Annotated in this window: 21 protein-coding genes; 9 read left to right on the top strand and 12 right to left on the bottom strand. The window is 70.7% G+C overall.

Annotated elements, in window-relative coordinates; all coding sequences use genetic code 11:
* Positions 1–4: 4 nt before the first annotated feature.
* Entirely contained in the window at positions 5–655 is a 651-nt protein-coding gene (locus ABD355_RS32320) for a DUF4291 domain-containing protein (protein WP_344404418.1), read from the bottom strand.
* Positions 656–825: 170 nt separating this feature from the next.
* Between ABD355_RS32320 and msrA the strand changes: the two genes are divergently transcribed.
* Positions 826–1,338: a peptide-methionine (S)-S-oxide reductase MsrA gene (gene msrA / locus ABD355_RS32315; RefSeq protein ID WP_344404417.1), complete on the top strand. Its 513-nt coding sequence runs from the start codon at positions 826–828 to the stop codon at positions 1,336–1,338.
* A 16-nt stretch (positions 1,339–1,354) separates the two neighbouring features.
* Here the strand turns inward: msrA and ABD355_RS32310 are convergent, their stop codons facing one another.
* Positions 1,355–2,473 carry a hypothetical protein gene (locus ABD355_RS32310; protein ID WP_344404416.1) on the bottom strand — a complete coding sequence of 373 codons (1,119 nt, stop codon included), beginning with the start codon at positions 2,471–2,473 and terminating at the stop codon, positions 1,355–1,357.
* 162 nt (positions 2,474–2,635) lie between these two features.
* Between ABD355_RS32310 and ABD355_RS32305 the strand changes: the two genes are divergently transcribed.
* Complete coding sequence (locus ABD355_RS32305) at positions 2,636–3,790, top strand: cystathionine gamma-synthase (RefSeq protein ID WP_344404415.1); 1,155 nt, start codon at positions 2,636–2,638, stop codon at positions 3,788–3,790.
* A 13-nt stretch (positions 3,791–3,803) separates the two neighbouring features.
* Here the strand turns inward: ABD355_RS32305 and ABD355_RS32300 are convergent, their stop codons facing one another.
* The 3 genes from ABD355_RS32300 to ABD355_RS32290 all read right to left on the bottom strand — a co-directional run bounded on the left by ABD355_RS32300 (position 3,804) and on the right by ABD355_RS32290 (position 5,258).
* Positions 3,804–4,052: a hypothetical protein gene (locus tag ABD355_RS32300; RefSeq protein WP_344404414.1), complete on the bottom strand. Its 249-nt coding sequence runs from the start codon at positions 4,050–4,052 to the stop codon at positions 3,804–3,806.
* Positions 4,053–4,077: 25 nt separating this feature from the next.
* Positions 4,078–4,581: a sigma factor-like helix-turn-helix DNA-binding protein gene (locus tag ABD355_RS32295; protein ID WP_344404413.1), complete on the bottom strand. Its 504-nt coding sequence runs from the start codon at positions 4,579–4,581 to the stop codon at positions 4,078–4,080.
* A gap of 170 nt (positions 4,582–4,751) precedes the next feature.
* On the bottom strand, positions 4,752–5,258 hold the full coding sequence (locus ABD355_RS32290) for a MarR family winged helix-turn-helix transcriptional regulator (protein ID WP_344404691.1): 507 nt from the start codon (positions 5,256–5,258) through the stop codon (positions 4,752–4,754).
* A gap of 166 nt (positions 5,259–5,424) precedes the next feature.
* Here ABD355_RS32290 and ilvA point away from each other — a divergent pair, with 166 nt between their 5' ends.
* From ilvA to ABD355_RS32275, 3 genes are all read left to right on the top strand, one after another.
* Positions 5,425–6,654 (top strand): threonine ammonia-lyase, encoded by a 1,230-nt coding sequence (ilvA, locus tag ABD355_RS32285; protein WP_344404412.1) that lies wholly within the window; start codon positions 5,425–5,427, stop codon positions 6,652–6,654.
* 196 nt (positions 6,655–6,850) lie between these two features.
* Positions 6,851–7,861, top strand: coding sequence for an ATP-binding cassette domain-containing protein (locus ABD355_RS32280; RefSeq protein WP_344404411.1), 1,011 nt, complete (start codon positions 6,851–6,853; stop codon positions 7,859–7,861).
* Positions 7,858–8,703 carry an ABC transporter permease gene (locus tag ABD355_RS32275; RefSeq protein WP_344404410.1) on the top strand — a complete coding sequence of 282 codons (846 nt, stop codon included), beginning with the start codon at positions 7,858–7,860 and terminating at the stop codon, positions 8,701–8,703. Before ABD355_RS32280 ends, ABD355_RS32275 begins: the two co-directional genes overlap by 4 nt.
* Before the next feature lie 67 nt (positions 8,704–8,770).
* On the opposite strand, the gene greA is transcribed toward ABD355_RS32275, so the two are convergent.
* Positions 8,771–9,271 (bottom strand): transcription elongation factor GreA, encoded by a 501-nt coding sequence (greA, locus tag ABD355_RS32270; RefSeq protein ID WP_030929763.1) that lies wholly within the window; start codon positions 9,269–9,271, stop codon positions 8,771–8,773.
* Positions 9,272–9,440: 169 nt separating this feature from the next.
* Positions 9,441–9,839, bottom strand: a complete 399-nt coding sequence (locus ABD355_RS32265) for a DUF4307 domain-containing protein (RefSeq protein WP_344404408.1) — start codon at positions 9,837–9,839, stop codon at positions 9,441–9,443.
* Positions 9,840–9,952: 113 nt separating this feature from the next.
* Here ABD355_RS32265 and mca point away from each other — a divergent pair, with 113 nt between their 5' ends.
* Complete coding sequence (gene mca, locus ABD355_RS32260) at positions 9,953–10,834, top strand: mycothiol conjugate amidase Mca (protein ID WP_344404407.1); 882 nt, start codon at positions 9,953–9,955, stop codon at positions 10,832–10,834.
* Positions 10,827–11,075, top strand: coding sequence for a hypothetical protein (locus ABD355_RS32255; RefSeq protein WP_344404406.1), 249 nt, complete (start codon positions 10,827–10,829; stop codon positions 11,073–11,075). The genes mca and ABD355_RS32255 overlap by 8 nt, the downstream gene beginning before the upstream one ends.
* Positions 11,076–11,102: 27 nt before the next feature.
* On the opposite strand, the gene ABD355_RS32250 is transcribed toward ABD355_RS32255, so the two are convergent.
* A complete protein-coding gene (locus ABD355_RS32250) occupies positions 11,103–14,303 on the bottom strand; it encodes a tetratricopeptide repeat protein (RefSeq protein WP_344404405.1) in 3,201 nt (1,066 codons plus the stop codon).
* 139 nt (positions 14,304–14,442) lie between these two features.
* Between ABD355_RS32250 and ABD355_RS32245 the strand changes: the two genes are divergently transcribed.
* Positions 14,443–16,476, top strand: coding sequence for a thioredoxin domain-containing protein (locus ABD355_RS32245; RefSeq protein ID WP_344404404.1), 2,034 nt, complete (start codon positions 14,443–14,445; stop codon positions 16,474–16,476).
* Positions 16,477–16,481: 5 nt separating this feature from the next.
* Here the strand turns inward: ABD355_RS32245 and ABD355_RS32240 are convergent, their stop codons facing one another.
* From ABD355_RS32240 to trhA, 4 genes are all read right to left on the bottom strand, one after another.
* Complete coding sequence (locus ABD355_RS32240) at positions 16,482–17,198, bottom strand: Mut7-C RNAse domain-containing protein (RefSeq protein ID WP_344404403.1); 717 nt, start codon at positions 17,196–17,198, stop codon at positions 16,482–16,484.
* A 33-nt stretch (positions 17,199–17,231) separates the two neighbouring features.
* A complete protein-coding gene (locus ABD355_RS32235) occupies positions 17,232–17,867 on the bottom strand; it encodes a TetR/AcrR family transcriptional regulator (RefSeq protein ID WP_486388680.1) in 636 nt (211 codons plus the stop codon).
* Between the two features lie 11 nt (positions 17,868–17,878).
* Positions 17,879–19,420: a DHA2 family efflux MFS transporter permease subunit gene (locus tag ABD355_RS32230; protein WP_344404401.1), complete on the bottom strand. Its 1,542-nt coding sequence runs from the start codon at positions 19,418–19,420 to the stop codon at positions 17,879–17,881.
* Between the two features lie 100 nt (positions 19,421–19,520).
* Positions 19,521–20,267, bottom strand: coding sequence for a PAQR family membrane homeostasis protein TrhA (gene trhA, locus ABD355_RS32225; protein WP_344404400.1), 747 nt, complete (start codon positions 20,265–20,267; stop codon positions 19,521–19,523).
* A 342-nt stretch (positions 20,268–20,609) separates the two neighbouring features.
* Here trhA and ABD355_RS32220 point away from each other — a divergent pair, with 342 nt between their 5' ends.
* A complete protein-coding gene (locus ABD355_RS32220; protein ID WP_344404399.1) occupies positions 20,610–22,433 on the top strand; it encodes a phosphoenolpyruvate carboxykinase (GTP) in 1,824 nt (607 codons plus the stop codon).
* Positions 22,434–22,435: the final 2 nt, after the last annotated feature.

The raw sequence follows: 22,435 nt of genomic DNA, 5'->3' as shown, positions 1-22,435 counted from the left end.
GGCATTAGCCCGCATCGGCACGCGACACGGCAACCGAATTAGCGGCCGCCCGCTGTCCCGCCGACGGACGCAGATGGGCCAGGAGTTCCTCCGCCGCAGGGTACGGGCGCTCCCGCGGAAGCAGCCGGGCCGCCGAGTCGAGGTCCCCGCTGCCCACGTACGCGCATATCTCCCGGGCCAGCGGGGTCACATCACTGATGGCGACCGTCCACTCGTCCGCATAGCGTCGTACGGCCTCACCGGAGAGTCCGAGCTGCAGCGACCGGTACGGCAGCGGCTGCAGCCGCAGATCCCGCTCGGGATCCCACTGCACCCGGGCCGGCGCCGCCTTCAACGCTCGCTGCCAGGCCGCACGGTCGGCATGCACCCGGGGCTCATAGCTCGACAGACACGCATGCCCCAACGCCCACTCGAAGCCACCCCGGCTGATCTCGACGGCGAGCACGGTCTCCTGCCCCGCCTTGGTGCCCCAGCCACAGCGGTACATCATCCACAGGAACGACGGCTTGATCCACGTCATCCGGTCCCGCTTCCACGCGGCGGGGAAACGTCCCTTGCGGACCGCGGGCCCGCCGATTTCCGGTGGGTAGGCCTGGTAGACGGTGATCGTGGACTCTGCGTGGACCGCACGGATGCCGCGCTGTGGATCTTCCATGGCATACAGCGTGGGGGACCGCCGCCCCGCGCGGCGACCGGTTTTCCCCCGAGGGGCGGCCCGGAATCGCCTGCCACCCTCGCGCGTTGAGGGGGGTGGGCACGGGATGCCGATGGTGCGCGAGCAGCGTCGCCCGAGTGACCCGAGCTGACCGACATGGGAGGACTGCAATGGCTGCGCAGACGCAGAGGGCCGTGCTGGCGGGCGGATGCTTCTGGGGGATGGAAGAGCTGATCCGCCGGCTTCCGGGCGTGACGGCGACCCGGGTGGGATACACCGGGGGTGACGTGCCGAACGCGACGTACCGCAACCACGGCACGCACGCGGAGGCCATCGAGATCCTCTTCGACCCCGAGCAGACCGACTACCGCGCGCTCCTGGAGTTCTTCTTCCAGATCCACGACCCGAGCACCAAGAACCGCCAGGGCAACGACATCGGCCTCAGCTACCGCTCGGCGATCTACTACGTGGACGACGAGCAGAAGCGGATCGCCGAGGAGACGATCGCGGACGTGGACGCCTCCGGCCTGTGGCCGGGCAAGGTGGTCACCGAGGTGGAGCCGGTCGGCCCCTTCTGGGAGGCCGAGCCCGAGCACCAGGACTACCTGCAGCGCTACCCGGACGGCTACACCTGCCACTTCCCGCGCCCGGGATGGCGGCTGCCCGCCCGCACGGAGGGCTGACCACCCGGTCGCCTGCTCAGTGCGGCAGCGTCGCCGGGCTGCCGCCGTTCGCCTCGTAGCCCGCCACCGCCAGCGCCCGGTAGACCGCGAACTCGGCTGCCGGGTCGGCGGACAGGGTCCAGGGGAGCGCGCCGACATGGCCGTCGATGTGTATGAGCTGGTTCATGGCCTCCGCCCAGCGCTCCGCGCGCACCAGGAAGAAGACCAGCAGGTGGCGTACGTGCGCGAGCATCGGGTCGTCGGGGCGGGCCGAGTGGACGGCGTGCAGCGCCCCGTGGATCGCCTTCGTCACGGTCTCGCTCTGGTAGAAGCTGCTGACCAGGTTCACCTCGGGCAGGTGCTCGAAGACCGCGAACAGGGGCATCGCGGCGAGGAGGGAACCCCGGGGTGCGCGCGCGGCTGCCGCCTCCGCGAAGGAGTTCGCCAGCTCGCGCGAGCCGTGCCACTTCTCGCACCAGTAGTGCAGGGCGGCCAGGTGTGCGCCCATGTGGGCCGGGGCGCGGTCCAGGATCCTGAGCCAGAGCTGCTCGAACTCCGGCTGCGAATAGGCCAGCCCGCGGGCCACCGACAGCTCGATGATGTACGGGACCGGGTCACCGGGGGCGAGCAGCGCCGCATCGCCGCACGCCGCCTTCGCCTCCTCCATGATGATCCGGAACTCGTCCGTGCCCGGCGTCGACGTCCGCCACGCCTGCTGGACCAGGAACTCCGCGTGCACCGCGGCGCCGCCCGCGTCCTTGGGCCGCTCGGCCCGCCACACCCTGAGCCACTGGCCGCCCGGGGTCTCGCTGACCCCGCCGGGCCGCTGCTGCAGCTCCAGCGACGCGGCACCCGCGAAGGCCTGCACGCGCTGCCAGCGCAGCTCGCCCTCCGCCTCCGTGCCCGCCAGCAGCTGGGAGGCCGCGCGGTGGTCCTGCGTGCGCTGTACCAGGTCCAGGACGTCGAGCAGGTCCTGGTCGGGGCCGGGCATGCGGACGTCCAGCTCCTCCTCCCGCACGAATCCGTAGTTCGCGGGGTCGGCGGCGTCCGGGTGACCGGCCGGGACCTGCTCGATCATGCCCCGCCTGCGCCGCAGGACGGGGAGCAGCACGAAGCCCAGCATGACGGCGGCGATCAGGACCCAGAGAAATTCCATGGCTCAAGCGTTCCAGACGCCGGTGACAAATGGCGAACCCGGTCGCCGGCCTGTGGAAAACTCCTCGAACCCGGCACCGGAACCGAGGGAAAACCCGGCAGTACGGCCTCCCGCGCCTCGCCGTCCGGCGCGCGCCCCGCGAGCGCACTACCCTCGGTGCCCATGAGCGACAGGCACATCAGTCAGCACTTCGAGACCCTCGCGATCCATGCGGGCAACACCGCCGATCCCCTCACCGGCGCGGTCGTCCCGCCGATCTACCAGGTCTCGACCTACAAGCAGGACGGCGTCGGCGGTCTGCGCGGCGGCTACGAGTACAGCCGCAGCGCCAACCCCACCAGGACCGCCCTGGAAGAGAACCTCGCAGCCCTCGAGGGCGGCCGTCGCGGCCTCGCGTTCGCGTCCGGACTGGCGGCCGAGGACTGCCTGTTGCGTACGCTGCTCAGCCCCGGCGACCACGTGGTCATCCCCAATGACGCGTACGGCGGCACGTTCCGTCTGTTCGCGAAGGTCGTCGCCCGGTGGGGGGTGGAGTGGTCGGTCGCCGACACCAGCGATCCGTCGTCCGTACGGGCCGCCATCACCCCCAAGACCAAGGCCGTATGGGTGGAGACCCCCTCCAACCCGCTGCTCGGCATCACCGACATCGCCGCGGTCGCCCAGATCGCCCGGGACACGGGCGCGAAGCTCGTCGTCGACAACACCTTCGCCACGCCGTACCTGCAGCAGCCGCTGGCGCTCGGCGCGGACGTCGTCGTGCACTCGCTGACCAAGTACATGGGCGGCCACTCCGACGTCGTCGGCGGTGCGCTGGTCGTCGCCGACGAGGCGCTCGGCGAGGAGCTCGCGTACCACCAGAACGCGATGGGCGCGGTCGCGGGCCCCTTCGACTCCTGGCTGGTGCTGCGCGGCGCGAAGACGCTGTCCGTGCGCATGGACCGGCACAGCGAGAACGCCGGCAAGGTCGCCGACATGCTCACCCGGCACGCACGCGTGACGCGCGTCCTCTACCCGGGCCTGCCCGACCACCCCGGTCACGAGGTCGCCGCCAAGCAGATGCGGTCCTTCGGCGGCATGGTCTCCTTCCGGGTCGAGGGCGGCGAGGAGGCGGCCGTGGAGGTCTGCAACCGCGCCAAGGTGTTCACGCTCGGCGAGTCCCTGGGCGGCGTCGAGTCGCTGATCGAGCACCCCGGGCGGATGACCCACGCGTCCGTGGCCGGCTCGGCCCTGGAGGTGCCCGCCGATCTCGTGCGCCTCTCCGTCGGCATCGAGAACGTCGACGACCTCCTGGAGGACCTGCAGCAGGCGCTCGGCTAGCCGAACCGCCCGCTCACCAGCCCGTGTACGGGGGAGTCGTCTGCGAGGGCGGCTCCACCCACGGACGGGCCATCATGGCCCACACGAGGAACGCCACGCTCGCGGCGCACAGCAGCAGCCACATCAGACGGCGGGCGAGCGTCCTGCGGCGCAGGCTGCGGGTACCGCGCCGCACGACCTCCCCGTACAGGTCCGGCGGCACCGGCGGCGGCACCTGCTCCATGATCCGCCGTGCGGCGGCCTCGCGCTCCGCCCGGTTCACCCGCGTCCCCCTCCGCCAGTACGCCTCATGACGGCGCCACCTTCGCCCCGCCGACCACCGGTGCCGGGCTGCGCGGCGGATGCAGCAGTGTGGCCGTGGCCCGGTCGCAGATCGCCCGGACACGTTCCGTCGGCAGGCCGAGCAGCGCCGCCGTCTGCTCCTCGCCGACCCCCTCGTACAGCCTGAGGACCAGGATCAGACGCTCCTGCGGTGCCAGCAGGGCCAGCGGACTGCCGGGATGCGGGCGGCCCCGGCCGAAACCGCCGTACTGGTGCCAGGCACCGCGCGCGAAGCGGCTCGCCAGGTACTGGCGGGCACGGTCGTACGGGTCCTCCCCGCGCAGCCGGTCCCAGCACGCGTACGTGTGCGCGAGGGCCAGCGTCAGCAGGCGCCGCGCGCGCGGGTTGTCGTCGGGGGCCTCCGCCGTGAGCAGCGTGGCGGCATGCAGCAGCCGCCCTGCCGCGCCCGCGACGAACGCCTCGAACTCCCGGGCCCGGCGGGCACTTTGGGACACCTGCCGCTGTCGCACCGCGCCTCCCGCCCTGACGCGACCCTGACCGAACGGACCCGGCCGCGTACGGGTGCACAACCGCGTACGACGGGGCCCGGTCTCATCTGAGGCCAGGGGTGGCCTTTCGGTCAAGAGCTGCGCGGCACGTGCGTGTGCCGAACAGGACAGGCGGGGCGGGCCGCGGGCGGCTACGAGGCCGACGACGCCTCCGGCGCCGGCACCCCCTGGACCGCCATCCGGGAGGAGAGAGCGGTGTTGAAGCGCGTCAGGAGCGTGCAGAACGCCTCGCGCTCCTCCGGCGCCCAGTCGTGTGTCAGCTCGGCCATCAACTGACGCCTCGAGGAGCGCACTTCCTCCAGCCGTGACTGGCCGCGCGGGGACAGCTGGAGCACCACCGCACGCCCGTCCTCGGGGTGCGAGGTGCGCTTGACGAGCCCGGTGTCCACGAGCGGAGCCACCTGCCGGGTGACCGTCGAGGAGTCGATGCCCATGCTCGCCGCGAGCGCCTTGACGCCCATGGGGCCTTCCTTGTCGAGGCGGTTGAGCAGCAGGTATGCGGCGCGGTCCATGGAGTTGCGCACCTGCCCGACGCCGCCGAGCCGGGTCTGTTCGGCACGGCGGGCGAAGACCGCCACCTCGTGCTGCAGCGTGTCGAGGAGACCGGTGTCACCGACGGTCGTCATGTCCATCGACATTTCAGGTGTTGTGGGCATGGCCGGAGGCTCACTTCATGAAGGGGGGCTGTCTGGAATGGGGGACAGAGTACGCGGCCGGGGGGCAAGCCGTACCGGCGCTGCGCAAACCAGTCTCGGACGTTGGTCACAGCGACCGTGCGCGCCTGTGAACTGCGATGCTTGAGTCATGAGCTACAGCACGGCTGACTCCTTTCGGCCCGTGACCCTCGACGACGTGCGGGGCGCCCAGAAGATGCTCTCGGGCGTGGCGCGGGTGACGGCGATGGAGGGCAGCAGGCATCTGTCCCAGCTGGTGGGCGCGCCGGTGCACTTCAAGTGCGAGAACCTTCAGCGCACGGGTTCGTTCAAGCTGCGCGGCGCCTACGTCCGGATCGCCGGGCTGCTGCCCGAGGAGCGGGCCGCCGGGGTGGTGGCGGCGAGCGCCGGCAACCACGCGCAGGGCGTCGCGCTGGCGTCCTCGCTGCTCGGCGTGCGGGCGACGGTGTTCATGCCGAAGGGCGCCCCGCTGCCGAAGATCAGCGCAACCCGCGAGTACGGCGCCGAGGTGCGCCTGCACGGGCAGGTGGTCGACGAGACGCTGGCCGCCGCGCAGGCGTACGCGACCGAGACCGGCGCGGTGTTCATCCACCCCTTCGACCACCCGGACATCATCGCGGGCCAGGGCACGGTCGGGCTGGAGGTCCTGGAGCAGTGCCCGGAGGTGCGCACCGTAGTCGTCGGCATCGGCGGGGGAGGCCTCGCTGCCGGCATCGCGATCGCGGTGAAGGCGCTGCGGCCGGACGTACGGATCGTGGGCGTGCAGGCGGAGGGCGCGGCGGCGTACCCGCCCTCGCTCGCGGCCGGGCGCCCGGTGTCGGTCGAGCACCCGGCGACGATGGCCGACGGCATCAAGGTCGGGCGGCCCGGCGACGTGCCGTTCGAGATCGTCCGCGACCTGGTGGACGAGGTCCGCACGGTCTCCGAGGACGCCCTGTCCACCGCGTTGCTGCTGTGCCTGGAGCGGGCCAAGCTGGTCGTCGAACCGGCCGGTGCGAGCCCGGTGGCGGCGCTGCTGAGCGAGCCGGGAGCCTTCGAGGGCCCGGTGGTGGCGGTGCTGTCCGGTGGGAACGTCGACCCCCTGCTGATGCAGCGGGTCCTGCGCCACGGCATGGCGGCGCAGGGCCGCTACCTGGCCGTACGGCTGCGGCTGACGGACCGGCCGGGGGCCCTCGCGACGCTTCTCGGGGTGTTGTCAGTGGTGGACGCTAACGTCCTCGATGTGAGTCACGTACGGACCGACCCACGGCTCGGGCTCACGGAGGCGGAGGTCGAGCTGCACCTGGAGACCAAGGGGCGGGAGCACTGCGCCGAGGTCGGCCGGGCGTTGCGCGAGGCGGGCTACACGGTCATCGACTGAGCCGCCTGGCGACCCGGGTTGAGCAGCAACCCCAGCTCAGAGGCTCTTCGTCGCTCGATCGAGTAAATGCGTTGAGAGACGCGATACATCGCGTTATGGTGAGTGTCGTGGCGGCCGCCTGCCATGCCACCCGGCAGGCGGAGCACGTGCGCAACCAAGGCTTTCCGAAGATTCCCCCGACGACGTGGAGACTCATATGCCAGGCGCCATCTACGCCGAAGGCCTGGTCAAGACCTTCGGCGACGTAAGGGCTCTGGACGGCGTCGACCTCGATGTCCCCGAGGGCACCGTGCTGGGCCTGCTCGGGCCGAACGGCGCGGGCAAGACGACGGCGGTCCGCTGCCTGACCACTCTGCTGCGCCCCGACAGCGGCAGGGCGGTCGTGGCCGGCCTCGACGTCCTCAAGCAGCCCAACGAGGTGCGGCGCTCCATCGGCCTGTCCGGCCAGTTCGCCGCGGTCGACGAGTATCTGACCGGCCGCGAGAACCTGCAGATGGTCGGTCAGCTGTACCAGATGAAGGCCAGGGCCGCGAAGGCCAGGGCCGGGGAGCTGCTGGACCAGTTCGACCTCGCCGAGGCCGCCGACCGGCCCGCGAAGACGTACTCCGGCGGCATGCGTCGCCGGCTCGACCTCGCGGCGGCCCTGGTCGTCTCGCCGCCCGTGATGTTCATGGACGAGCCGACGACCGGCCTCGACCCCCGCAACCGCCAGCTGCTGTGGGAGGTCATCAAACAGCTCGTCTCCGGCGGTACGACCCTGCTGCTCACCACCCAGTACCTGGAGGAGGCCGATCACCTCGCCCACGACATCGTGGTCGTCGACCACGGCCATGTCATCGCCCGCGGCACCTCCGACCAGCTCAAGGCCCGCACCGGCGGCGAGCGCGTCGAGGTCGTGGTGCACGAGCGCGAGCACATGTCGACCGCCGGCGAGGTCCTCACCGGCTTCGGCAAGGGCGAGCTCACCGTCGAGGAGCACACCCGCAAGCTCACCGTGCCCGTCACCGGCGGCGCGAAGCTGCTCGCCGAGGTCATCCGGGACCTCGACACCCGCGGCATCGAGATAGACGACATCGGCCTGCGCCGCCCCACCCTCGACGACGTCTTCCTGTCCCTGACCGGACACGTGGCGGAGGCCGAGGACGAGGAGAACGGCACGCCGGCGGAGACCAAGGACCGCAAGCAGAAGAAGGAGGCAGCCAAGTGAGCGCCGTCACCGACGCCGTGCGGGTCGCGCCGCCCGCGAACCCGGTCAGCCAGTCGATCCGCGACTCGCTGGTCGTTGCCAAACGCAATCTGATCCGGATGTCCCGGATCCCCGAGATGGTCATCTTCGGCCTCATCCAGCCGATCATGTTCGTGGTGCTGTTCAGCTATGTGTTCGGCGGTTCCATGAACATCGGCGGCACCACGGACCCCCAGGTCTACCGCGAGTTCCTGATGGCCGGCATCTTCGCCCAGACGGTCACCTTCGCCACCGCGGGCGCCGGGGCGGGCATAGCCGACGACATGCACAAGGGGCTCATCGACCGCTTCCGCTCGCTGCCCATGGCACGCGGCGCGGTGCTGACCGGACGGACGCTGGCCGACCTGGTGCAGACGGCGCTCACGCTGTTCGTGCTGGCCATGGTCGCCCTGCTGGTCGGATGGCGTACCCACACCAACATCGGCGAGGTGCTCGGCGCCTTCGGCCTGCTGCTCCTGACCGGCTACGCGTTCACCTGGATCGGCGCGGTCATCGGCCTGTCCGTGCGCACGCCCGAGGCGGCCACCTCCGGGGGTCTGATCTGGCTGTTCCCCGTCACATTCATCTCGAATGCGTTCGTGGACTCCAGCCGTATGACCCCCTGGCTGCGTCACATCGCCGAGTGGAATCCGTTCAGCGCGACGGTCCAGGCCTGCCGCAAGCTCTTCGGCAACCCCGGCGTCTCGCCCTCGGACGCCTGGCCCATGGCGCACCCCGTGTGGGCCTCGTTGATCTACTCGGTCCTGATCATCGTCATATTCAGGACGCTGGCGGTGCGGAAGTACCGCTCGGCGACGGCGTGACCGACGGAACGAAGGCGCCCCCGGCGTCACCAGGACGCCGGGGGCACCGAAGAACGTGCGGACCGGATCAGCCGGTGTAGGGCTCGGCCTTCAGGATCGTCACCGAAGCCTTCTTGCCGTTCGGCAGCTCGTACTCCGCGTCCTCGCCGACCTTGTGGCCGATCACGCCGGAACCCAGCGGGGACTGCGGCGAGTACGTCTCGATGTCCGAGCTCGCGTACTCGCGCGAGGCGAGCAGGAAGGTCATCGTGTCGTCCTCGTCGCCGTCGAAGGCGATCGTGACGACCATGCCGGGCGCCACGGCGCCGTCCGCCGACGCCGGGGCCTCGCCGACCTTGGCGTTCTCCAGAAGCTGGGTCAGCTGGCGCACACGGAGCTCCTGCTTGCCCTGCTCTTCCTTGGCCGCGTGGTACCCGCCGTTCTCACGCAGGTCGCCCTCCTCGCGCGCGGCCGCGATCTTGGCGGCGATCTCCGTGCGCGCAGGACCAGACAGGTACTCCAGCTCGGCCTTGAGCTGGTTGTACGCCTCCTGGGTCAGCCAGGTGACGTTCTCGCTGGTCTGGGTCACAGGTGCTCCTCGTAGGTACTGGGAATACAAAGCATCGCCCTACCCAGAAGAATGGTCCTTCACGGATGGGCGAAACCACGAGCCTAACAATTCAGCGGCTGAAGGGGGAGGACATAAGCCACCAGAATTGCATCAATGCAGGTCAAGGCTTGGGTATTTCCGGCTGACGTCAGTCGGCGTGGCAGCCGAGCAGTTCCGCCGTGGTGCCCTCGGAGGTCGTACGCAGCGTGACGACCCGGTCGATGCGTGTGGCGTGCCCGCCGAAGCGGAAGTCGGCCCGGCCCACCTCCGCCCCGTCCTTCGACTGGGAGCGGATGGTGCAGTAGCCGGAGGTGTCGGCGTCCTTGCGGACCTCCAGATGCACCTTCACCGCGTCCTTCTGCGCATCGAAGGTGATCACCTCGGCGCTGATCTTGTTCTGGGCGACGTAGTGGTAGGCGAAGTAGCCGATCAGCGCCAGCAGGAAGGCCCCGAGCACCGCCCCGGCGATCTTGAGCTTGCGGTCGGCACGCTCGTCCGAGGAGCGGCCGTAGCGGCCCTCGGGCAGCCGCGTGCTCGCCGTACTCATGATCGTCCTCTCCGAAACCGGACCACGGAATTTTTCTCCCCCGGATTCGGTCACTATAGAAGCCGCCGATCGCGCCGGTTCACACCGGGCGCCGACTTACCGAGGATTGAGTCTTGACTGACCAGCTGCGACTGATGGCCGTGCATGCCCACCCCGACGACGAGTCGAGCAAGGGCGCGGCCACCATGGCGAAGTACGTGTCCGAGGGGGTGGACGTGCTGGTCGTGACCTGCACGGGCGGGGAGCGCGGCTCCATCCTCAACCCCAAGCTGCAGGGCGACAAGTACATCGAGGAGCACATCCACGAGGTACGCAAGAAGGAGATGGACGAGGCCCGCGAGATCCTCGGGGTGAGCCAGGAGTGGCTCGGCTTCGTCGACTCCGGTCTGCCCGAGGGCGACCCGCTGCCGCCGCTGCCCGAGGGTTGCTTCGCCCTGGAGGACGTCGACAAGGCGGCCGGCGAGCTGGTGAAGCAGATCCGTTCCTTCCGTCCCCAGGTGATCACCACCTATGACGAGAACGGCGGCTATCCGCACCCCGACCACATCATGACCCACAAGATCTCAATGGTGGCGTTCGAGGGCGCGGCGGACACCGAGAAGTACCCGGAGTCCGAGTTCGGCCCGATCTACCAGCCGCTCAAGCTCTACTACAACCAGGGCTTCAACCGCCCCCGCACCGAGGCGCTGCACAACGCGCTGCTGGACCGCGGCCTGGAGTCGCCGTACGGGGACTGGCTCAAGCGCTGGAGCGAGTTCGAGCGCGTCGAGCGCACGCTGACCACGCACATCCCGTGCGCCGAGTTCTTCGAGATCCGCGACAAGGCGCTGATCGCCCACGCCACGCAGATCGACCCCGACGGCGGCTGGTTCAAGGTCCCGATGGAGATCCAGAAGGAGGTCTGGCCGACGGAGGAGTACGAGCTGGCGAAGTCCCTCGTGGATACCTCCCTCCCCGAGGACGACCTCTTCGCGGGCGTCCGCGACAATGCCTGACATGAGTGCAAGCGTGAGCCTGGCAATGACGCACCTCGTCCCCCTCGCCAAGGAGGTGGACGAGAACAAGGTCACCCCCGGTGTCCTCGGCTTCATCGTCTTCGCGGCGATGGCCTTGGCGGTGTGGGCCCTGATGAAGTCGATGAACCGGCACATGGGCAAGGTGAAGTTCAAGGAGCCGGCCGACGCGGACGCCGGGTCCGCCGAGTCCTCGGCCGACTCCGAGGCGCGCCGGAGCTGACGCAGTGGGAGCGGGGGTGGCCGGCGGTCAGTGACTGGCCGGTACCGCCACCCCCATCACCTCCCGCGCATGCCGGCTCGGCACCATCCCGAGCCGCCAGGCCTGCCAGCCCTCCTCCAGGTCGACGCCCCGCTCCAGCAGCAGCTGATACGCCTCCACGTACTCGTCGAGCTTCCGGTCCCGCAGGGGATGGCCGGTGCGGGAGAGCTGGGCCAGTTCCTCCTGGGCGACGGCCGTGCCGATCTCCACGCCGCCGGGGGCCGCGTAGGGGAGCAGGGTGCAGCGCAGGAAGCGCGCCCAGTCCGCGCCGCGCTGGTCGCCGTACGAGGTGAACAGGTCCACGGCCTCGTCGCAGAGCGCCAGCGCCTGCTGGTTGCGGGCATTTCCCGCGTCCACGACCGCGAGTTCCAGGCAGGTCCATGCCTCGCCGTGGGCGACGCCGATGCGCTGGAAGTCGGCCCGGGCGTCGACCAGGAGCTGGCGGGCGAAACCGGAGTTCCTGAGAGACCCGGTCTGGGCGGCGCGCTGGTCGCGGGTGACTCTCGCCGAGTGGTGGCGGGCGCAGGCCAGGCCGTAGACGTCGCGCATACGGGAGAACATCGTGCGGGAGCGTTCCAGTTCGCGGACCGCGTGGTCGAGGTTGCCGGTCTCCTCCAGGGCCTGGCCCAGGTAGTAGATCGTCCAGGCCTCGCCGCGGGCGTCCTCGTTGTCCCGGTGCCGGGACGCCGCCTGCCGCAGGCCGTCCACCGCCTGGGACGGGTCGCCGGCGACCAGGCGGGCGCGGGCCAGCTGGGTGAGGGCCCAGGCCTCGCCGCGGGCGTCGCGGGTGCGGCCGTAGCGGTCGAGGGCCGCGTTCAGCTCGGACTCCGCGCGCGGGACGTCGCCCATGCGCAGGGACAGCTGGCCGAGCTGGAAGTGGGCCCAGGCCTCGCCGTGCACGGACTCGCCGGCGCGGTGCAGGACCAGGGACTCGGCGAGCAGGCGCAGCGCCTCCTGGACCTGGCCGCGGTCCCGTTCCACGGCGGCCAGGGCGTGCATCGTCCAGCCGCGGTCCGTCGCCAGTTCGGGGGCCGCCTGCAGCTCCAGAGCCTCGCGCAGCTTCGCCGCGGCCTCCGTGAGATTGCCCTGGTGGTGCAGGGTGATGCCCAGGGAGCACAGGGCACGGGCCGCGCCCGCGTCGTGGTGGGCCTCCATGTACAGGTCGACGACCGATGTGAGGGTCGTCCGCGCCTTGTCCAGTTCGCCCAGTTGGCGGGCCGCGATGCCCGTGCGCCACTGCACCGAGCGGACCAGCAGGCCCTGGTCGACGGCCTGCGCCAGCTCGCTGATCTCGCCGAGGCGGTAGAGGTCGCCGCGCAGCAGGCAGTAGTCGCACAGCGCGCCCAGCAGATTCAGCACCGCCGCCTGGTTCACGCCCTCCGCGTGCCGCAGCGTGGAGGTGATGAAGCTCGACTCGTCGTCCAGCCAGCGCAGCGCCTCGTCCAGGGAGGTGAATCCGTGCGGGCTGAAGCGGTCCGAGCGGGTCGACATGTTGCCGTCGACCAGCCGCAGCACCGAGTCGGCCAGGTCGGCGTAGTTCACGATCAGGCGCTCCTGCGCGGCCGTGCGCTCGCCCGCCTCCTCCTCGTCCAGCAGACGGGCGTGGGCGAAGGCCCGCACCAGGTCGTGGAGGCGGTAGCGGCTGCCGCGCACATGATCGATCAGGCCGGCCCGGGAGAGCGCCACCAGATGCCGGGTCGCCTCCGTCTCGTCCGTGGCCAGCAGGGAGGCGGCCGCGGCGGCACCGAGGGAGGCCCGCCCGGCCAGGGCCAGCCGGCGCAGCAGCCGGCGGGCCGCCTCCGACTGGTCCGTGTAGCGCAGCCACAGCACGCGCTCGATCGGCTCCACGGGGCCGTACGCCGCCAGGTCCGTGGCCAGCTGTCGCGGTGAGCGCGGTCCCAGCGACGAACCGGCGATGCTCAGCGCCAGCGGCAGCCCGCCGCACAGCTCCCGGATCCGGTCCGCCGCATCGGCGTCGTACGGCCCCGAGCTGTCCTGCGCCGCCGCGTCCAGCAGCTCCTCCGCGCCCGCCGCGTCCAGCGCCTCGACCGGCAGCTCGTGGACATGGGCCTGCAGGTCGGAGGGGAGTTCGAGGGGTTCGCGGGCGGTGACCAGGACCAGGCTGTCGGAGCGCTCGGGTACGAGCGTACGGATCTGTTCGGGGTCCGAGGCGTCGTCGAGGACGACCGTCACCGGCAGGCCCGTCAGATGCTGGTGGTACAGCTCGCTCAGCCGCTTGACCTGCTGGTCCGGGGAGGAACGCTCGCGGAACAGCAGCTGTTCGCGGGGCGCGCCGAGCCGGTTCAGCAGGTGCAGCAGGGCGTCCCGGGTGGACAGCGGCGGCTCCTTGGGGCTGCCACCGCGCAGGTCGACCACGCAGGCGCCGCGGAAGTAGTCCTTCAGGTCGTGCGTGGCGCGCATCGCCAGGGTCGTACGGCCGCTGCCGGGCGCCCCGTGCAGGATCACCACCGTGGGGCGGGTGTCCGTGTTCGCGCGGGACGCCTGCACCCACTGCCGTATGCGTGCCATCTCCTGCCGCCGCCCCGCGAACGCCCCGGGGGGCTCCGGGAGCTGGGCGAACGACTGCGCCAGCACATTCCGCCCGCGGGCCGCCGCGCTCTTGTCGGTGCCACGCAGCTGCGGTCCCGGCTTCTTCGGCCCGGTGGACGCGGCGCGCACCCGCTGCTGGTCGAGGAACGGCCGGATGCCGCGCACCTCCAGTGCCGTCAGCCACTGCAGCCGCAGCTGTTCGGGACCGCCGGGCTGGTTCGCGGCGCCGGCCCGGTGGTGGGCGGCGGGCAGATGGGAACCGGCCACCTTGATCACGGTCGCCGCGGCGCCGACCACGCCCGCCGTCACGCCCGCCCCCACCGCCGTGCCGGTGTCCGTGCCGAAGGCCAGGTCGGCCACCGCCGCCGCGACCGCCGCAACGACCGCCACCAGCAGGGGAGTCCCGGAGCCCTCCTTCGCGTAGCGCTGCCCGAAGGTGAGCCGGTCGCCCTCCGCCTCGTCCAGTGCGCGTATGTAGGCCTCGTACTCCTCGGCGGCCGTCTGAGCCATCGCGTCCAGCGCGCCGCGCGAGCGCGACAGCAGCACCGCTCCGTCGGTGCGTCCGCCCGAACGCCGTACCTCTTCCTCCACGGCCCGGGCCAACAGCCGTTCGGCATCCGCCCGATGGCTGTCCCGCATGTCACGTCCCCCTCCGGCGGCAACTCCTTTGGCTACGAGTGTCCTTCGGGGAAGCCGTCAGCGACAGAGGGCAGCGATCACAGGCGTCCGGGACCTGCCTGGCGCGTGCCGCCGGGGGTACTGCGGCAGGATGGACCTCATGCCGAACCGACTGGCTCACGAGACGTCCCCCTACCTGCTCCAGCACGCGGACAACCCCGTCGACTGGTGGCCGTGGTCGGCCGAGGCCTTCGAGGAGGCGCGCAAGAGCGGCAAACCGGTCCTGCTGAGCGTCGGGTACTCGAGCTGCCACTGGTGCCATGTCATGGCCCACGAGTCCTTCGAGGACCAGGCCACCGCCGACTTCCTCAACGAGCACTTCGTCAGCGTCAAGGTCGACCGCGAGGAGCGCCCCGACGTCGACGCCGTCTACATGGAGGCCGTCCAGGCCGCCACCGGCCAGGGCGGCTGGCCCATGACCGTGTTCCTCACGCCCGACGCCGAGCCGTTCTACTTCGGCACCTACTTCCCGCCCGTCCCCCGCCACGGCAGCCCCTCCTTCCGGCAGGTCCTGGAGGGCGTCCGCTCGGCGTGGTCCGACCGGCGGGACGAGGTCGCCGAGGTCGCCGGGAAGATCGTGCGGGACCTCGCCGGGCGGGAGATCTCCTACGGCGACGCACAGGTCCCGGGGGAGGAGGAGCTGGCGCAGGCGCTGCTCGGGCTGACCCGTGAGTACGACCCGCAGCGCGGCGGTTTCGGCGGCGCGCCGAAGTTCCCGCCGTCCATGGTGATCGAGTTCCTGCTGCGCCACCATGCCCGGACCGGCTCCGAGGGCGCCCTGCAGATGGCCGTGGACACCTGCGAGCGCATGGCCCGCGGCGGCATCTACGACCAGCTCGGCGGCGGCTTCGCCCGCTACTCCGTCGACCGTGAGTGGGTCGTCCCGCACTTCGAGAAGATGCTCTACGACAACGCCCTGCTGTGCCGTGTGTATGCGCACCTGTGGCGGTCCACCGGTTCGGAGCTCGCCCGCCGGGTCGCGCTGGAGACCGCCGACTTCATGGTGCGTGAACTGCGCACCGCCGAGGGCGGGTTCGCCTCCGCCCTCGACGCCGACAGCGACGACGGCACGGGCAGGCACGTCGAGGGCGCGTACTACGTGTGGACGCCCCAGCAGCTCACCGAGGTCCTCGGCGAGGAGGACGGCCGGCTCGCCGCCCACTACTTCGGCGTCACCGAGGAAGGCACCTTCGAGCACGGCCAGTCCGTTCTCCAACTCCCGCAGCACGACGGCCTGTTCGACGCCGAGAAGATCGCCTCCATCCGTGAGCGACTGCTCGACAGGCGCAGCGAGCGCCCCGCTCCCGGCCGCGACGACAAGGTGGTCGCCGCCTGGAACGGTCTCGCCGTCGCCGCCCTCGCCGAGACCGGCGCCTACTTCGACCGCCCCGACCTGGTCGAGGCCGCGGTCGGCGCCGCCGATCTCCTCGTACGGCTGCATCTGGACGAGCAGGCCCGCCTGGCCCGTACCAGCAAGGACGGCCGTGCAGGCGCCAACGCGGGGGTGCTGGAGGACTACGCCGATGTCGCCGAGGGCTTCCTCGCGCTCGCGTCCGTCACCGGCGAGGGCGTCTGGCTCGAGTTCGCCGGGTTCCTGCTCGACCATGTCCTGGCCCGCTTCGTCGACGCCGGGTCCGGCACCCTCTACGACACCGCCGCCGACGCCGAGCAGCTGATCCGCCGGCCGCAGGACCCCACCGACAACGCCACGCCGTCCGGCTGGACCGCGGCCGCGGGCGCCCTGCTGAGCTATGCCGCCCACACGGGTTCGGAGCCCCATCGCACCGCCGCCGAAAAGGCGTTGGGCGTGGTCAAGGCGCTCGGGCCGCGGGTGCCGCGCTTCATCGGCTGGGGGCTCGCGGTCGCCGAGGCCCTCCTCGACGGCCCTCGGGAGGTCGCGATCGTCGGCCCGGCGCTGGACGACCCCGCCACGAAGACCCTGCACCGCACGGCGCTTCTGGGCAACGCCCCGGGCGCGGTCGTGGCCGTGGGAGTTCCGGAGAGCGACGAGTTCCCGCTTCTCGCCGACCGGCCGCTGCAGCAGGGCCGGCCCGCGGCCTACGTCTGCCGCAACTTCACCTGCGACGCCCCGACCACCGATCCGGACCATCTGCGCACCGCGCTGACCAGCTGAAACGACTAACTCGCGAACTCCTCCAGGGCGCGCTCCACGATGGCCACCAGCTGGTGGTGGTGCGCGCCCTTCCAGTACGCGCGGCCGCAGTCCCGGCACTGCGCGAAGACGTCGTACGACCGGTGGGTGCCGCCGTGCAGCTGGTCGGCGACCTCTTCCTTGGTGGCCTCCTTCAGCAGCCCGTTGCAGGCGGTGCACCGGGTCCAGGGCCTGAGTTCGGGCCGGAACCGGTCGAGGACGTCCCGGAGTTGGTCCTCGGGCCGGGTGCTGTAGACATACGCCCCGGCCCACAGCTCGCGGCGGCGCAGCAGGCCCCGGTCGCGGCTGAGCATGACCCGCTCCTCGGCGGCCGATCGGGCGGCGAGGGCCGGGTCGCCGATGTCCGTCGACTCGTACGCCGTGTCCACACCGAGCAGGCGCAGCCGGCGGGCGAGCGTGCCGAGGTGGACGTCGAGGAGGAAGCGCAGCGGGGCGCCGGGGACCCGCTGCGGGCGCTCGACGGGCCGGACCTGCACGGTGTCGCCCGCGGCGGGGACGTACGAGTGCGGCACCTCGCGGCCGTTGACCCACAGCGTCCCGACCTCGGTGAGCGGGACGCCGGCCGACTCGACGGCGTGGCCGAGGGAGGAGACGCCGTCGGTGGCGAGCCTTCGCTCCAGGTGGTGCTGGACGAACACGGCCAGGGCGGGGGCGAACTCGACGTGGATCTCGGGACCGTTCACCTGGTCAGGATGTCACGCGTGGGGGTGGCGGGCTCAGGGCTTTTCGGTGGGGAGGCCGTGTTCCAGGACGTCCAGGGCCTGGTCCACGAGGGCGCGCAGGTCGCCCTCGCAGCCGTTCTCGCCCCAGTACATGTTGACCTCCATCAGGCCACCGATCAGGGACATCGAGTAGACGCGCACCTCGAAGCTCTCCGGGGCGAGGCCGAAGCGCTCGGCGATCGCGCCGCGCAGTGTCCGCCCGGTCTGCGACATGCTCTCGTAGATCCGGGAGCGGACGGCGGGGACCTGGATCGCGAGGTGCGCCCGCATCCGGACCGACTCGGGGTCCTCCGCCATCAGCGCGTCGATGGCGATGTGCATCACGTGCCGCAGCGAGTCCATCCACGACTCGTCGGCGGGCCGGGAGCGCAACTCCTCGACCATCAGCGGGTCGTACTCGTCCGAGAGGACGATGTCCTCCTTGGTCGGGAAGTACCGGAAGACGGTCGACGGCGACACCTCGGCCCGCTCGGCGATCTGCTCGATGGTGGTGGCGTCGTAGCCCTGCTCCTTGATCAGCCCGTACGTCGCGGCGCGGATCGCCTCGCGGGTCTTGATCTTCTTGCGTTCCCGCAGGCCCAGCTGGGGGCGGTCGGCGGGGGAGGAGAAGGAGGAGCGTGCGGCCGTCATGGGGTTCATTGTCAGGCATCCTCGACGGCGCCGACCAAGTCGGGTTCGGCGCTGTCCGCCCGCCGTTCGGCCGTCCCCCGCGGCAGGAGGGTCGCCGCCAGCAGCGCGGAGACCAGGGCGGCGATGCCGCACACCAGCAGGACGAGGCTCATGCCGTGGACGTACGCGCCGTTCGCGGATGCAGCCAGGTGGGCGGAGTGCGCCTTCTCGGCGACGATGTGCGCCGCGACCACGGAGTCCCCGGCCGTGTCGGCCGCCTTGGCGGGCAGTCCGGTGACGTCGAGCCGGTCGCGGAAGATGCCGGAGAGCAGGCTGCCGAGCAGGGCGATCCCGATCGCGGCACCGACCTGGCGCAGCGTCATCAGCAGCCCCGAGCCGCTGCCGGCCCGGTCGCGGGGCAGGGTGCCGAGAGCGCCGTCCATCGCGGGGACCACGGAGAACCCGAAGCCGAGACCGGTGATCGACAGCCACAGCGCGGTGAAGCCGTAGCCGGAGTCGACCGTCGTACGGCTGCCCAGCAGAGCGGCGAAGGCCAGTACCACCAGACCGGCGCTCACCACCGCGCGCTGACCGAACCTGGCGACGACCGGACCCGCGCCACGGGCGGCGATCACCAGGCCGCCCATCATCGGCAGCAGCCGCAGACCGGTGCCGAGGGCGTCGTGGCCGAGAACGGCCTGCAGGTACTGCGGGAGCACGAACAGCAGGCCCGACAGGACGAACATCACCAGGGTCGCGGCGAGCGTGTTGAACAGGAAGCCGCGGTGGGCGAGCAGCGTCATGTCGAGCATCGGCCGCTCCGCCTGCCGCTCACGCAGCACCAGTGCGGCGATCAGGACCACCGACGCGGCGGACATGACCAGTACCAGCGGGTCGCTCCAGCCGCGGTCGGGCGCCTCGATGATCGCGTAGATGAGGGCGCCGAGCCCGGTCGCGGTGAGCGCGGTGGACAGGACGCCGACCTTGGGAGAGGCCGGGTCCCGGGTCTCCGGGAGCAGGAAGACGCAGGCCGCGATGCCGATGGCGGCCATCGGGACGTTGACCAGGAAGACCGAGCCCCACCAGAAGTGGCCCAGCAGCCAGCCGCCGATGATCGGGCCGAGCGGCAGTCCGAGCGCGGAGGCGGCGGAGATGATGCCCACGGCCTTGGTGCGCTCGTCGGGGCCGAACAGCGAGGGCAGTACCGACAGGGCGAGCGGGGTGACCAGCGCACCGCCGATGCCCATGAACGCGCGGGCCGCGACGACCCAGTCCACGTCCCCGGCGAGCGCGCCCACCAGCGAGCCGGCCAGGAAGATCCCGAGGCCGGCGATCAGCATCCGGCGCCGCCCGAACCGGTCGCCCAGCAGCCCGGCGGGGAGCATCAGCGCCGCGAAGACGACGACGTAGGCGTCCGCCATCCACTGCTGCTGGCCGGTGGTGGCGCCGAGATCGCCGGCCATGGTCGGCAGCGCCACATTGAGGATCGTCATGTCGAAGCCGAGCGTCAGCATGCTCGCGACCAGAGCCCCGAGGGCCCACCAACGGCGAGGGTTCAAGGTGGCAGTAACCATGAAATGAGAGTAGCTCTCAAAATATAGGAGCTGTCAATCGGTTTGGGCATGCAAAAAGGGCCACGGCTGTGAGCCGTGGCCCTCGCGGTGCTGTGCAGTGCTATCCGTGCTGGTACGCCACCAGTGAGATCCCCACGTAGTGGACGACGAACGCGGCCAGCGTGAACGAGTGGAAGACCTCGTGGAAGCCGAACCAGCGCGGTGACGGGTTCGGCCGCTTGATGCCGTAGATCACGCCGCCCGCGCTGTAGAGGAGACCGCCCACGATCACCAGGACCAGCACCGCGATGCCGCCCGCGCGCATGAAGTCCGGCAGGAAGAAGACGGCCGCCCAGCCCATCGCGATGTAGCAGGGCGTGTAGAGCCAGCGCGGGGCGCCGACCCAGAAGACCCGGAAGACGATGCCCGCCGCCGCGGCACCCCAGATGCCCCACAGCAGCCACTGCCCCTTCGCACCCGGCAGCAGCAGCATCGTCAGCGGTGTGTACGTGCCCGCGATGATCAGGAAGATGTTGGCGTGATCGAGCCTGCGCAGGATGCCGTCCATGCGCGGGCTCCAGTTCCCACGGTGGTACAGCGCGCTCACGCCGAACAGCAGGCAGGCCGTGAGCACGTAGATCCCGCAGGCGATGCGGCCTCTGGTCGAGTCCGCGAGGGCCGTGAGCACCAGGCCCGCGATGAGTACGGCCGGGAACATGCCGAGATGCAGCCAGCCGCGGAGCTTCGGCTTGATCGGCTCGGCGAGCTGCTGGGCGTGCTGCTTGATCTGGTGCGGAATGGAGGGCGCGGCGGAACCGCGGCCGGCGGCCGGCGTGTCCGTTGGCGCGTCGGGGACGGGCGCAGTCATGCCCTTCATCGTACCTACGGGACCGTAAGTTGCGGATGAGTGCGGGCTGAGAACGGGCCAAGAGTGGCCATCATCTCACGGCAGTTGACGGCTGAGGCCGTCGGGCAAAAGAACCTTCAGATGAACTCAACGTGCACGCAAAAACACGCTTGGAAACACTCTTCCGCGTGACGATCCCCACTCCGCTCACCTGTGAGGCCCTCTGGACATATGGGCACTCGCGTCGGATGATCAAATGAGTGCGGTCGGCACCGGATGAGCGCTGAAGATCCAGCCACGAAGCATCCGGGTCGCAGCCCCCACGGGGCCTCCACAACAAAAATCCCTCATTTAGGAGCAATCGTGGCGCGCGACAACGCGGCTCCCCCCGTCATCCCCACCCAGCACAAGGAACTGGTCTCGTGGGTGAACGAGATCGCAGAACTGACCCAGCCGGACAGCGTGGTCTGGTGTGACGGATCCGAGGCCGAGTACGAGCGCCTGTGCGAGGAGCTCGTCGAGAAGGGCACCTTCAAGAAACTCGACCCGATCAAGCGCCCGAACTCCTACTACGCGGCCTCCGACCCGACCGACGTCGCGCGCGTCGAGGACCGCACCTTCATCTGCTCCGAGAAGGAGGAGGACGCGGGTCCGACCAACCACTGGAAGGCTCCCGCGGAGATGCGGGAGATCTTCCAGGGCGAGAAGGGCGTCTTCCGCGGCTCGATGAAGGGCCGGACGATGTACGTCGTCCCGTTCTGCATGGGCCCCCTCGGCTCGGACCTCTCCGCGATCGGCGTCGAGATCACCGACTCCGCCTACGTCGCGGTCTCCATGCGCACGATGACGCGCATGGGCCGGCCGGTCCTCGACGAGCTCGGCTCCGACGGCTTCTTCGTCAAGGCCGTACACACCCTCGGAGCCCCTCTGGAGGACGGCGAGAAGGACGTCCCCTGGCCGTGCAACCCGACCAAGTACATCTCGCACTTCCCCGAGAGCCGCGAGATCTGGTCCTACGGCTCCGGCTACGGCGGCAACGCGCTGCTCGGCAAGAAGTGCTACGCCCTGCGCATCGCGTCGGTGATGGCGCGCGACGAGGGCTGGCTGGCCGAGCACATGCTGATCCTGAAGCTCACCCCGCCGACCGGTGAGTCCAAGTACGTCGCCGCAGCCTTCCCGAGCGCCTGCGGAAAGACGAACCTCGCCATGCTGGAGCCCACGGTCTCCGGCTGGACGGTCGAGACGATCGGCGACGACATCGCCTGGATGCGCTTCGGCGAGGACGGCCGCCTGTACGCGATCAACCCGGAGGCCGGCTTCTTCGGCGTCGCGCCCGGCACGGGTGAGCACACCAACGCCAACGCGATGAAGACGCTGTGGGGCAACTCGGTCTTCACCAACGTGGCCCTCACCGACGACAACGACGTGTGGTGGGAGGGCATGACGGAGGAGACTCCGGCCCATCTGACGGACTGGAAGGGCAACGACTGGACTCCCGCGTCAAAGACCCCGGCCGCGCACCCCAACGCCCGCTTCACCACCCCCGCCGCGCAGTGCCCGATCATCGCGCCCGAGTGGGAGGACCCGAAGGGCGTGCCGATCTCGGCGATCCTCTTCGGGGGCCGCCGTGCCACCGCGGTCCCGCTGGTGACGGAGTCCTTCGACTGGAACCACGGCGTCTTCCTCGGTGCCAACGTGGCCTCCGAGAAGACCGCCGCCGCCGAGGGCAAGGTCGGCGAGCTGCGCCGCGACCCGTTCGCCATGCTGCCGTTCTGCGGCTACAACATGGGCGACTACATGGGCCACTGGATCGACGTCGCCAAGGGCAAGGACCAGTCCAAGCTGCCCAAGATCTACTACGTCAACTGGTTCCGCAAGAACGACGAGGGCAAGTTCGTCTGGCCCGGCTTCGGTGAGAACAGCCGCGTCCTGAAGTGGATCGTCGACCGCCTCGACGGCAAGGCGGAGGGCGTCAAGACCCCGATCGGCATCCTGCCGACCAAGGAGTCCCTCGACACCAACGGCCTCGAACTCTCCGAGTCCGACCTCGACTTCCTGCTCACGGTCGACAAGGAGGTCTGGCGCGAGGAGGCCGCCCTGGTCCCCGAGCACCTCAACACCTTCGGCGACCACACCCCGAAGGAACTCTGGGACGAGTACCGGGCGCTGGTGCAGCGCCTGGGCTGAGG

The sequence above is a fragment of the Streptomyces longisporus genome (assembly GCF_039532765.1).
GTDB lineage: Bacteria > Actinomycetota > Actinomycetes > Streptomycetales > Streptomycetaceae > Streptomyces > Streptomyces longisporus.
The sequence above is the reverse complement of the archived record's forward strand: the minus strand, read 5'-3'. Positions and strand labels throughout refer to the sequence as shown.

Bases quoted from the DNA above. Each gene is read 5' to 3' on its own strand.
- ABD355_RS32320 (WP_344404418.1), bottom strand. From the start codon at position 655: ATGGAAGATCCACAGCGCGGCATCCGTGCGGTCCACGCAGAGTCCACG.
- msrA (WP_344404417.1), top strand. From the start codon at position 826: ATGGCTGCGCAGACGCAGAGGGCCGTGCTGGCGGGCGGATGCTTCTGG.
- ABD355_RS32310 (WP_344404416.1), bottom strand. From the start codon at position 2,473: ATGGAATTTCTCTGGGTCCTGATCGCCGCCGTCATGCTGGGCTTCGTG.
- ABD355_RS32305 (WP_344404415.1), top strand. From the start codon at position 2,636: ATGAGCGACAGGCACATCAGTCAGCACTTCGAGACCCTCGCGATCCAT.
- ABD355_RS32290 (WP_344404691.1), bottom strand. From the start codon at position 5,258: ATGTCGATGGACATGACGACCGTCGGTGACACCGGTCTCCTCGACACG.
- ilvA (WP_344404412.1), top strand. From the start codon at position 5,425: ATGAGCTACAGCACGGCTGACTCCTTTCGGCCCGTGACCCTCGACGAC.
- ABD355_RS32280 (WP_344404411.1), top strand. From the start codon at position 6,851: ATGCCAGGCGCCATCTACGCCGAAGGCCTGGTCAAGACCTTCGGCGAC.
- ABD355_RS32265 (WP_344404408.1), bottom strand. From the start codon at position 9,839: ATGAGTACGGCGAGCACGCGGCTGCCCGAGGGCCGCTACGGCCGCTCC.
- ABD355_RS32255 (WP_344404406.1), top strand. From the start codon at position 10,827: ATGCCTGACATGAGTGCAAGCGTGAGCCTGGCAATGACGCACCTCGTC.
- ABD355_RS32250 (WP_344404405.1), bottom strand. From the start codon at position 14,303: ATGCGGGACAGCCATCGGGCGGATGCCGAACGGCTGTTGGCCCGGGCC.
- ABD355_RS32245 (WP_344404404.1), top strand. From the start codon at position 14,443: ATGCCGAACCGACTGGCTCACGAGACGTCCCCCTACCTGCTCCAGCAC.
- ABD355_RS32235 (WP_486388680.1), bottom strand. From the start codon at position 17,867: ATGACGGCCGCACGCTCCTCCTTCTCCTCCCCCGCCGACCGCCCCCAG.
- ABD355_RS32230 (WP_344404401.1), bottom strand. From the start codon at position 19,420: ATGGTTACTGCCACCTTGAACCCTCGCCGTTGGTGGGCCCTCGGGGCT.
- trhA (WP_344404400.1), bottom strand. From the start codon at position 20,267: ATGACTGCGCCCGTCCCCGACGCGCCAACGGACACGCCGGCCGCCGGC.